Genomic DNA, 9,140 nt, shown 5'->3' with positions numbered 1-9,140 from the left:
CGTGGCTACTTGCGTGACTAAGCTCCCCAGACCCACACAGTGACGCGTAGGACGTGGTCGAAGGCCGACGCGGCTGCTCAACCGTGTGACGCCGTACGAGACGATCAGGCTGCGTAAGTCGGCGTTGCTGTACTTCCCTGCTGTACAGCAGACCACAGCAACCCGCGTATCCGGTGGCAAGCCGACCCGGAGCGCAGGGCCGCCAGGCCCGAGCACCGGAAGCGGCGCGGCAGCCCGACTGTCTACCCTTGAGGCCGGACACCCACCCTGTTCACGTACTCCGGGCCCTGTTCAGACAGGGATAGATGGCAGCCAGGGGAACCTCCGGTAATTGGACCGCAGAGGAGACATGCGGAAGTACCTGGCGAAGCAGCCTATTGGCCCTCTAGGCTTTGAAATCTGCTCACTCCGAAGACAGAACACAGCTCTGCTCTCATAGGGGAGTAACATGCCTGGTTTGTCGCAGTCAAAGCTAAAACTATGGAACGCCATGAAGGACTTTAAACCTACGACGCAATTAACCAGCGTGAAATTTGCGGATGATGCAGCCTTCGCTGGCCAAAGCATACGGGTTGAACCGTTCACGGTAGTGTGCGGAGCCCATGGGTCGGGGAAATCTACTCTCCTTCATTACATCGCAGAGTGCTTGGAAAGAGAAAGCACGCACCCCGACAATCCACCCTTCGTTGGGCGTCGCAGTTGGAGACGTGACCAGGCTGGCTACCTAGGCGGCCATATAGAGCTCACGATTCGAGATGGGGAGACGCACTATGTCCTACAGCAGAACCTAAGCCTGGCCGACACCGCTAAGTCCCAGGTGGTCATTTCTGGTGGCAGGTTTAAGCGATGCTATCCATTCCTCTTCACCCCGTTCGACTCCGCGCTCTTTCCGGAATTTTTTGATCACCATAACTTCAAACTGGGCAATATCGAGCAAGCGGGAGCAGAGGTCGTTCAGACTCGAAAGGATTTGGATGCCCTTCGAGAGATACTTGGCATGCCATATGACGAAGTGATTTATGTTCCTTCCCATATAGAAGACGGCGCGCCAATATTTCCCTACGTGAGAGCTCGGGTTGGCGATGCATGGCTCGACTCCTCCTCGATGAGTTACGGGGAACTGGTCATCCATAAGTTGCGCTGGGAAGTTCGATACCCCTACGAGAGGACTGTGATCCTTCTCGACGAACCCGAAGCAAATATCGCGCCCCGAGGTCACGCGGCTCTTCTGGATGAGCTAGCTCGCTTGGCGAGGGCAGCCAATGTACAAGTGATCACGACCACCCATTCGCCCGCTTTTATCAATCGAGTTCCACAAGACTGGATCAGGATCTGCGTTCGCAGAGGGAAGAGCGCATCCCTGCTTACCCCGAGCCGCGTTTCGGATTTACGTGATGTTCTTGGCGTGGAGAGCCCACTCAATTACTTTATCGTTGTTGAAGATATTGTAGCCGAAGCCATATTGAGGATGATTCTTATCGCCCACAGATTTCCAACCCTGAGTGAAACGGAAATCCTGAAGGTCGGTTCCTGGCGTGACGCTATAACTACCGCTTCTGGGCTCTCTACGTCGCGCCGAGTTCGGTCCGCCGCTGTCCTGGACGGAGATCAGAGAGGCAACAAAGCCACGCTGGCACCATCTACTGGGATCTTTTTCCTTCCGGGAAACGCTCCGCCCGAGAAGGTTGTACTGGAATATGCGGCTCAATATCCAGAGGAACTTGCGGAGCGGCTGAATTGCTCCGAAGCTTCGATTGATATCTACCTTGCCGAGCTCGCAGGTCTGGAGCATCATCGGTGGCTGAACTTGCTGTCTAATCGCACAGGACAGGACTGGCAGCACTGTCTACGCTCTGCATTTAGTATCTGGCATTCCAGTCCGGCTAATATGCGCGAGGCGGAAGAGCTGTCCAGAAGCATCGAGATATTCCTGCGTGGTGAATGATCCGAAGTATGCATCATGCACAGGGATCAACGATCGACGGTGTGCAAGGTGATCAGGTTCTACCCAGCCACCCCACTGGGCTCAACCGGAGCAAGAGAATCCCTACGGGGCCGAAGGGCCTCGCGAAAGGCGTAATCAGACCGCCGCGGGCTGTGGCTTTGCGTCGTCATGTTGGCGTACCCCGTGGTGTGTCTCGATCGGCCAAAGACGTTTCCTGTGGTAGTTGGGGCGCGTGGGCGCGCTGGCCGCGACCGGCCGGAGAGCCGCAGCGCGGCCAGCTGGCGCCCAGACGCGCCGCCGACCGCCACAGGCGGGCGGCCTTGATGACGTGTAGATAAGTTGCTTTCAGGCGTGCTTGTTGAGCGTGTCGATCTTGCTCTGATACGGCCTGGCGTTGGCCCATACGCGTTCGAAGCTGCTCAGGTAGATGCCTGCGGGCCCGTTCTCCTCCCCAGTTCGGAGGTGGGTGACGGGAGCCTGGGCGGCTGGGATGCCGTAGGCGTGGGTGTTGACGAAGAGCTGATCGTCGGCGCGGTAGATGGAGTTGTAGAGGATCGTGTTGTGTAGGCGGATCTCGACGCCGGGAACGTCACGTAGGGGTTGGTAGAGCGTCAGGGCGTTTCGGATCCGGGCGGCCATGACGTCGGGCCCGATGTGCTCGTCCGCTCCGCGGGTTGCCACCTCTGGGCTGTCAGGGTCGCCGAGGAGCACCCGCACTTTCACTCCTGAGCGGGCTTGCTGAGCGATCGCGAGCATGATGGCGGTGTCCTCGGCGAGGAACAGTCCGCTGTAGGTCAGGATGTCGATCTCTCTGGCCGCGTTGGCGAAGTGCTGTCGCCACACTGCCTGCGGTACGGCGTGGCGGTGCGGGTACACCGCCTGGACCTCGCTGGCGATCGTTCGGCGGTAGCCGGCCACCTCGGGCCAAAGGTCGGCCTCGTCGACCTGGAGGACGTCGGCCACGGCCCACCGGTGTCGTGGATACGGAACGCGGCCTTGCAGCCACCGCTCAACGGTCTTGGGGTCCACCGCCAGGCGCGCAGCGAGGTCGGTCGGGTGGAGCCTGGCGTTGGCGAGCGCGTAACGCAGGTGGTGGTTCATTCGGTCCGCCCCTCAAGCAAAACCGCTCTTTGCCAGGGACGCTAACACGAGACGTCCCTAGACGTCCCAGAGTTGCGGTGTAGAGGTTCCTGTCCTCCGGAGACCCTCGATGGACAAGCCGCACCACGTCGAAGGGACAGCCCTGATGGTGAACACCCGGCCCCAGCAACTCGCCTACCAAGAGCGACTCCTGACCGCCCTGCGAGACGAACTGCGTGCCCGGACGATCCCCGCGGTCCTCATCATCGCCGAAGACGGCCGGCCCGGCCTGGACGTCGTCGACAGCCGGTTCCGAACCCGACGGGTCTTCGTGCACCTGGCGTTCTGCTGGTTCTACTGGGGTGACCAGCAGGACGAGCGGGTGACGTGCCTGCGCCTGCTCGCCGCCGTCGAGCGCCTGGCGGAAGTCGTCGCCAACGGCTGGAACGACGGCGAGCAGCGGGAAATCAGCGTCGACGTCAGCCAGATCGTCAACGCTTACCGCTCCTGACCCAGTGACCATGAGGCAATCGCGATGGCTCACCGGTGGGCGGGTCTACATCCAGATCGCCGACCGGCTCCGGGAGCGCATCGTGGCGGGTGAGTACCCGGCAGGGAGCGCGCTGCCGTCTGAGGCGGAGTTGTGCGCCGAGTTCGGCGTCGCCCGCAACACGGCCCGGCGCGGCCTGGCGGTCCTGGAGGACGAGGGCCTGATCGTGACCATCCCCTCCAAGGGACGCGTCGTGTCAGGCGCCCAGGCAGCGCCGTACCGCTATCAAGCGATCGCTGCCGATCTGCGCGACCAGATCACCACAGGCGCCCTCGCGCCGGGCGCGGCCGTACCGAGTGAGAGCGAGTTACGGCAGCGCTACGACGCCTCGCGCAACACCGTGCGGCAGGCATTCGCCGTGCTGGAACGCGAGGGTCTGGTGATCGCCGAGCATGGGCGGGGCCGGTTCGTGCGGCGCTGAGCCGAGACGTCCTGGGACGTCCAGGCTTCGCCTCTGGATCGGCCCCCGTGCCCGCTGGCTATCGTGAACGCTGTGGGACAAGCTGAATGGGCCCGTGACCTGGCCCAACGCCTGCTGGAGCCGACACTGCCCCGGCGTTGGGCGCACACGCAAGGGGTCGCGGGCAGAGCTGCGTCCCTGGTGCCCATCCTCGGCGACGAGGCCGACACGCTGATCGCCGCCGCCTACCTGCATGACATCGGATACGCGCCCGACCTGGTCGACACCGGGTTTCACCCGCTCGACGGGGCGCGCTACCTGCGCGATGTCGTCAAGGCCGACGACACTCTCTGCCGTCTGGTGGCGCATCACTCCTGCGCGGTCAACGAGGCGCTCAACCGGAACCTGTACGACGCTCTCACCTCAGAGTTCGACGAGGAACGTCCCGAGCTGGTGGAGGCGCTGACCTACTGCGACATGACCACCGGCCCGGACGGCCGGCACCTGGAGGTCACCGAGCGCCTGGCCGAGATCCACACGCGCTACGGTCCCGAGCATCTCGTCTCTCGCTCGATCGCGACCTCGACGCCCTCCATTCTGGCCGCGGTCAAGGCGGTGGAGGCGGCCCTTGCGGTGGAGGCGGGGGGTGTGCCGGACCGAACGATCCCGGCATGATCACCTCATGTGGTTACCGCCCCTGTCCGAGCTCAAGCGGATAGCCGTCGTCCGACGATATGTCGGCGTGAAGACAGGCGAGTACCCGCGGTACCTGCATCTCATGGGCTCCTTCATGAACTTGCCTGACCGGAAGCTGATCCGGTTCGGGCGGTCCCTGGCCAGACATGCGCGGCACATCACCGATGATGACCTTGACAGGCTGCTGGCCTTCGAATGGCGGTCCCGGATGACCGCCGCCTGGCTGATCGGTCTCGACCGGCGGACGCGGTTCCGGGAACGGCTGGGATCGCTGCTGTTGGAGAGCGAGATGGTCTACGCGGGTGGGGCGTACTGCTTCGCGCTCGCCAGGTTCGCCGAAGAACAGGACGCCGCGCTCCTGGTCGCCTACCTGGATCGGTACCTTCCTCAGCTGGACTGTCGTTACGACCAGGACGACGCGATGGGGGCTCTCCTCCACCTCGATGAGCGCCACGGAACAAGCCACGCCGCTCGATTCCTTGCCCCAGGGGGCCTGTGGGAGAGCTCGGCGGTGCGAGAGGTCGATCCTGCTGAGGAGAAGGCGTACATGGACGAGCTGTGCGCCTTTGCCGAGAGTTGCATGACCGGCACGGTGAAGAAGTGGTTGCCGCGCCGGCGACTCTTCATGGAGCGATGGGCTCAGCCGATGTACGGCGACGACGCCCCGGAGAGATAGCGTTCGATCCGCATCCTCATCGACCGATCCATCTTCAGGGCAGCCACCTCACCGCGGGGCACCCACCGAACTTCGCGCGACTCGTCACTCGGCGTCGGCTCCCCGCTGACCGCTCGCGCGGTGAGGACGAGCGAGAACTCCTGCCGGGCTTCGCCGTTGGAGGTGTAGAGGATCACGTGGCGAGGGTCGCTGTAGGTACCGACCAGGCCGGTGATCTCACACAGGATGCCCGTCTCCTCGACGGTCTCCCGTACGGCTGCCGCCGGGATCGACTCGCCCAGGTCGATGGCCCCGCCAGGGACCGCCCAGTTGTCGTTGTCGGAGCGCCGGATCATCAGGACGTCCCCGGCCTCGTTGGTGACCACGACGTTCACCGACGGGACGAGGCTGTTCGGCTTGGGCGCGTCAGGATCGTCGTAGAAGTCGATGCGGCGGCCCATGCTCAGGAGCCTACCGGGACGGCCCCTGCCCACACCCGCTCGAAGCTGTCGAGGTAGGTGTTGACCATGTCGCCGCCGTGCACCCGGCGCAGGTGGAACACCGGGGCGTTGCCGGCGGGCGTGCCGTAGACGTGGGTGTTGACGAGGAACTGGTCGTCGGCGCGGTAGATCGAGTTGTACAGCACGGTCCGGTGGAGCCGGATCTCGACGTTCTCCCGCCCGCGCAAGGGCCGGTAGAGCACGAGGACGTTCCGGATCTTGGCCGCCATGCCGTCGTCGATGCCTTCGTCCGCGCCGCGCTGCGCGACCTCGTCGGAGTCGGGGTCGCCGAGCAGGATGCGGACCCTGACACCGGCGCCGGCCTTCTCGCCGAGCATGCGCACGATGCCCGCGTCGTCGGCGAGGAAGAGTCCGCTGTAGACGAGGATGCCGATGTCCTGGGAAGCCTCGGCGAACAGACGTCCCCACGCGTCCCGCGGTACGGCCCAGCGGTGCGGGTAGACGCGCACGACCTCGCTTTCGGAGGCCGATGCCACCTGATCTCGGGTGAGGGCCTCCGGCCACAGGTAGGTCTCGTCCGTGCCCAGGTAGGAAGCCACCGCATATCGGTGTTTCCGGTACGGCTCGCGCCCCTTGGTGATCCACCGCTCGACCGTTTTCGGATCGACCCGAATCGCATCCGCCAGATCCGCGATGCTCACTCCACGTTCCAGCAGCGCCGCGCGTAGCCGTTCGTTCGCCATCTCACCTGCTCCGGGAGGACGTCCGGGGACCTCGACATCGTAAGCCGGACGTCCTGAACATGTCCCGTCCTGTAGTGATCGCGTCCTCGCACTCCGTCGCATTCTCGGATCACAAGCAAGATCCGTCAGCGCGAAAGGAGAGGTGATCACATGACAAACGAGATCTATCCGGCCCCTGCGTGTGAATGCGGCGCGGCTCCGAACGAGGGGCAGACCCGCTGCCTCAAGTGCGTGGCTCGCGACCGCTGGGCGAAGAAGCAAGCGGGCAAGCGTTCGCGTCGTCGTCAGACCCGCCGGCCTCCGCGCGGCCCGCGCAAGAGCTTCAAGGCCGGGGTGGTGTGGTCATGATCGTGCTCGCCATCACCGCACTCCTCGGCCTCGCCGTACTGACTGGCTTCGTGACGATCGTCGTCAGCATCCACCGCGACGACAAGGCCATGAGCCTCGGTCACGCGCCGAAGAGCGCCTTCGCTCGCCGGGTCACCGGCTTCCACGCCGAGAAGGGCGTGTCGTGGACGTAGCCAGCTGCTCCTCCACCTTTGCCAGCCGTACCGACAGCTCCTGTACGGCGGAGCGCAGGTCCGCGACCTCGCCGGCGAGATCCCCAGAAGCGGGGGCGTCGGTGTCGCGGACGAACACGCCCTTGCCCTGCTGGCCGACGACCAGGCCCTCGGTGCGCAGCACCCCGACGGCCATCTTCACCAGCGACAACGACGCGTCGTACTGCTCGGCGAGCTGGGTCGTCGACGGCAACGGGGTTCCGGGCGCGAGAACACCGCTGCGGATCTGCGCGCGCAGATCGTCCGCGATCTGGAGGTAGCCGGGCCGCCCGGTGTTCTGGACCATCACCCTTCATCTCACCACACCAAGCCACCTACGCCAACGTTGACAACTGAGGAAACTAGGTTGACTATGTTGGCTAAGACAAACAAGGAGGTCAGCACCTATGCGTTCCGTTCCCATCCCGGTGGACACCACCAAGCTCGCCATCACCTGCGTCAAGGCCCCGCAGCCGCGCGTCCTCAACCGCGACACCGGAGAGATCAAGACCGACAAGAACGGCAACACCGTCTTCGAAGTCACCGTCTCGGTGGAGGACGAGTTCGGCCGCATCGAACTCGTGAAGATCGGCACCACCGGCGAACCGCCCATCACGACCGGCGACCAGGTCAACGTCGTCGGCCTGCTCGGCTACGTCTGGGAGATCGCCGGACGGTGGGGCATCGCCTACCGCGCCTCGGCCCTGCTCCCCGCTCGGGAGTCCGCCCATGCGTGACCTGCCCGTCATCCTCGCAGTCCTGGCCGCCACGGCGGCCGGGCTGTGGGCCTGGCGCCGCTACCACTACCCGTCCTTCTGGCTCGCGGTCGGCTTCCCGCTGATCGCCATCTCCGTTCGGGCGTCCTGGCGGCGGGTCGCGCTGGGCTGCGGGCTGACCAAGAAGCGGCAACGCTGGTGGTTCACCCTCACCCCCGGCGCGGTCGCCTCCACCGGCCTGGTCAAGGTACGGCGCCGCTTTCAACGCGTCGCCGTCGACACCAAGCCGTTCATGTGGCTGCCGCTGCCCACCCGCTACGGCTGGCGCGTCACGCTGTGGACGCTGGAGGGGCAGATCCCTGGCGACTTCGCCGACGCCGCCGAACGCCTCGCCCACTCCTGGGGCGTCCACGCGGTCCGCGTCTCCTCGCCCCGGCCCGGCCGCGTCGTGCTCATGGCGACCATGCGGGACCCGCTGGTCAAGGTCGACCACCTGCCGCCCTCGCCCGAACTGCTCAAGGTCACCGTGGGACGGCTGGAGACCGGCAAGCCATGGGTAGTCGACTTCCGCACCGTCCCGCACTGGCTCAACGCGGGCGCGACCCAGTCCGGCAAGTCGAACCTCGCCAACGCCCTGATCGTCGGCCTGTCCCCGCAACCGGTGGCGTTGGTCGGCTTCGACCTCAAGGGCGGCGTCGAGTTCACCCCGTACAGCCCACGACTGTCAGCGCTGGCCACCTCCCGCGCCGAGTCGCTCACGCTCCTGGACGACCTCGTCGCGCTGATGGTCGACCGGATGGGCCTGTGCCGTCAGGCCGGCGCCCGCAACATCTGGCAACTGCCGCCCGGCGTCCGCCCGGTTCCCGTCGTGGTCCTGGTCGACGAGCTCGCCGAGCTGTACCTGATGGCCGACAAGAGCGAGAAAGACGAGGTCGCCCGCACCTCCACCGCGCTCCTGCGGGTCGCTCAGCTCGGGCGCGCCTTCGGCATCTACCTGTTCTGCTGCGGCCAGCGGATCGGCTCCGACCTCGGCCCCGGCGTCACCGCCCTGCGCGCCCAGTGCTCCGGCCGCATCTGCCACCGCGTCAACGACCCCGAAACCGCCACCATGACCCTCGGCGACCTCGACCCGGCCGCGCTCGTCTCCGCCCGCGCCATCGCCGCCGAGACACCGGGCGTCGCCATCGTCGCCTCCCAGGACGGCCAGTGGTACCGGGCTCGCTCCTTCCACGTCAGCGAGCAGGCCGCCGAACACGCCGCCCGCACCCACGCCCACCTCGCCCCGTCCTGGGACGAGATCACCGCCCACCTTCCGCAAGCCGTCAACGCCTGAACCCAGGAAAGGGGGTGCGACG

General features: G+C 65.3%; 13 protein-coding genes. 9 read left to right on the top strand and 4 right to left on the bottom strand.

Translation table 11 applies throughout. From position 1 onward, the window contains the following. Window positions 1-490 precede the first annotated feature (490 nt). A complete protein-coding gene (locus tag ACWENQ_RS08640; RefSeq protein WP_452413385.1) occupies window positions 491-1,945 on the top strand; it encodes an AAA family ATPase in 1,455 nt (484 codons plus the stop codon). Between the two features lie 345 nt (window positions 1,946-2,290). On the opposite strand, the gene ACWENQ_RS08635 is transcribed toward ACWENQ_RS08640, so the two are convergent. After that, a complete protein-coding gene (locus ACWENQ_RS08635) occupies window positions 2,291-3,046 on the bottom strand; it encodes an XRE family transcriptional regulator (RefSeq protein ID WP_452413383.1) in 756 nt (251 codons plus the stop codon). A 109-nt stretch (window positions 3,047-3,155) separates the two neighbouring features. Here ACWENQ_RS08635 and ACWENQ_RS08630 point away from each other — a divergent pair, with 109 nt between their 5' ends. From ACWENQ_RS08630 to ACWENQ_RS08615, 4 genes are all read left to right on the top strand, one after another. Next, window positions 3,156-3,536, top strand: coding sequence for a hypothetical protein (locus ACWENQ_RS08630; protein WP_452413381.1), 381 nt, complete (start codon window positions 3,156-3,158; stop codon window positions 3,534-3,536). A 10-nt stretch (window positions 3,537-3,546) separates the two neighbouring features. Further along, window positions 3,547-3,996 (top strand): GntR family transcriptional regulator, encoded by a 450-nt coding sequence (locus tag ACWENQ_RS08625; RefSeq protein ID WP_452413379.1) that lies wholly within the window; start codon window positions 3,547-3,549, stop codon window positions 3,994-3,996. A gap of 72 nt (window positions 3,997-4,068) precedes the next feature. Further along, window positions 4,069-4,650, top strand: a complete 582-nt coding sequence (locus ACWENQ_RS08620; RefSeq protein WP_452413377.1) for an HD domain-containing protein — start codon at window positions 4,069-4,071, stop codon at window positions 4,648-4,650. A gap of 7 nt (window positions 4,651-4,657) precedes the next feature. Beyond that, a complete protein-coding gene (locus tag ACWENQ_RS08615; RefSeq protein WP_452413375.1) occupies window positions 4,658-5,347 on the top strand; it encodes a DUF6000 family protein in 690 nt (229 codons plus the stop codon). On the opposite strand, the gene ACWENQ_RS08610 is transcribed toward ACWENQ_RS08615, so the two are convergent. Continuing rightward, a complete protein-coding gene (locus tag ACWENQ_RS08610; protein ID WP_452413373.1) occupies window positions 5,311-5,787 on the bottom strand; it encodes an NUDIX hydrolase in 477 nt (158 codons plus the stop codon). The genes ACWENQ_RS08615 and ACWENQ_RS08610 overlap by 37 nt on opposite strands. A 2-nt stretch (window positions 5,788-5,789) precedes the next feature. Further along, window positions 5,790-6,530, bottom strand: coding sequence for an XRE family transcriptional regulator (locus ACWENQ_RS08605; RefSeq protein WP_452413371.1), 741 nt, complete (start codon window positions 6,528-6,530; stop codon window positions 5,790-5,792). Window positions 6,531-6,680: 150 nt separating this feature from the next. Between ACWENQ_RS08605 and ACWENQ_RS08600 the strand changes: the two genes are divergently transcribed. Together ACWENQ_RS08600 and ACWENQ_RS08595 are read left to right on the top strand one after the other, a co-directional pair. Continuing rightward, window positions 6,681-6,878, top strand: coding sequence for a hypothetical protein (locus ACWENQ_RS08600; protein WP_452413369.1), 198 nt, complete (start codon window positions 6,681-6,683; stop codon window positions 6,876-6,878). Then, the gene (locus tag ACWENQ_RS08595; RefSeq protein ID WP_452413367.1) at window positions 6,875-7,051 is read left to right on the top strand and encodes a hypothetical protein; all 177 of its coding nucleotides are present in this window, start codon (window positions 6,875-6,877) and stop codon (window positions 7,049-7,051) included. The genes ACWENQ_RS08600 and ACWENQ_RS08595 overlap by 4 nt, the downstream gene beginning before the upstream one ends. On the opposite strand, the gene ACWENQ_RS08590 is transcribed toward ACWENQ_RS08595, so the two are convergent. Then, window positions 7,011-7,376, bottom strand: coding sequence for a GntR family transcriptional regulator (locus tag ACWENQ_RS08590; RefSeq protein ID WP_452413365.1), 366 nt, complete (start codon window positions 7,374-7,376; stop codon window positions 7,011-7,013). The genes ACWENQ_RS08595 and ACWENQ_RS08590 overlap by 41 nt on opposite strands. 100 nt (window positions 7,377-7,476) lie before the next feature. On the opposite strand from ACWENQ_RS08590, the gene ACWENQ_RS08585 reads away from it, so the two are divergent. Both ACWENQ_RS08585 and ACWENQ_RS08580 read left to right on the top strand, forming a co-directional pair. Then, window positions 7,477-7,806, top strand: coding sequence for an SCO3933 family regulatory protein (locus tag ACWENQ_RS08585; protein ID WP_452413363.1), 330 nt, complete (start codon window positions 7,477-7,479; stop codon window positions 7,804-7,806). Then, window positions 7,799-9,118: an FtsK/SpoIIIE domain-containing protein gene (locus tag ACWENQ_RS08580; protein ID WP_452413361.1), complete on the top strand. Its 1,320-nt coding sequence runs from the start codon at window positions 7,799-7,801 to the stop codon at window positions 9,116-9,118. The genes ACWENQ_RS08585 and ACWENQ_RS08580 overlap by 8 nt, the downstream gene beginning before the upstream one ends. Window positions 9,119-9,140: the final 22 nt, after the last annotated feature.

Source organism: Nonomuraea sp. NPDC004354, from assembly GCF_053602555.1.
Note: the sequence above shows the minus strand (reverse complement) of the source record. Positions and strands in the feature narration are given on the sequence as shown.

Coding starts and splice junctions, on each gene's coding strand:
- ACWENQ_RS08640 (WP_452413385.1), top strand. CDS start 491: ATGAAGGACTTTAAACCTACGACGCAATTAACCAGCGTGAAATTTGCG.
- ACWENQ_RS08635 (WP_452413383.1), bottom strand. CDS start 3,046: ATGAACCACCACCTGCGTTACGCGCTCGCCAACGCCAGGCTCCACCCG.
- ACWENQ_RS08630 (WP_452413381.1), top strand. CDS start 3,156: ATGGACAAGCCGCACCACGTCGAAGGGACAGCCCTGATGGTGAACACC.
- ACWENQ_RS08625 (WP_452413379.1), top strand. CDS start 3,547: ATGAGGCAATCGCGATGGCTCACCGGTGGGCGGGTCTACATCCAGATC.
- ACWENQ_RS08615 (WP_452413375.1), top strand. CDS start 4,658: ATGTGGTTACCGCCCCTGTCCGAGCTCAAGCGGATAGCCGTCGTCCGA.
- ACWENQ_RS08610 (WP_452413373.1), bottom strand. CDS start 5,787: ATGGGCCGCCGCATCGACTTCTACGACGATCCTGACGCGCCCAAGCCG.
- ACWENQ_RS08605 (WP_452413371.1), bottom strand. CDS start 6,530: ATGGCGAACGAACGGCTACGCGCGGCGCTGCTGGAACGTGGAGTGAGC.
- ACWENQ_RS08600 (WP_452413369.1), top strand. CDS start 6,681: ATGACAAACGAGATCTATCCGGCCCCTGCGTGTGAATGCGGCGCGGCT.
- ACWENQ_RS08595 (WP_452413367.1), top strand. CDS start 6,875: ATGATCGTGCTCGCCATCACCGCACTCCTCGGCCTCGCCGTACTGACT.
- ACWENQ_RS08590 (WP_452413365.1), bottom strand. CDS start 7,376: ATGGTCCAGAACACCGGGCGGCCCGGCTACCTCCAGATCGCGGACGAT.
- ACWENQ_RS08585 (WP_452413363.1), top strand. CDS start 7,477: ATGCGTTCCGTTCCCATCCCGGTGGACACCACCAAGCTCGCCATCACC.
- ACWENQ_RS08580 (WP_452413361.1), top strand. CDS start 7,799: ATGCGTGACCTGCCCGTCATCCTCGCAGTCCTGGCCGCCACGGCGGCC.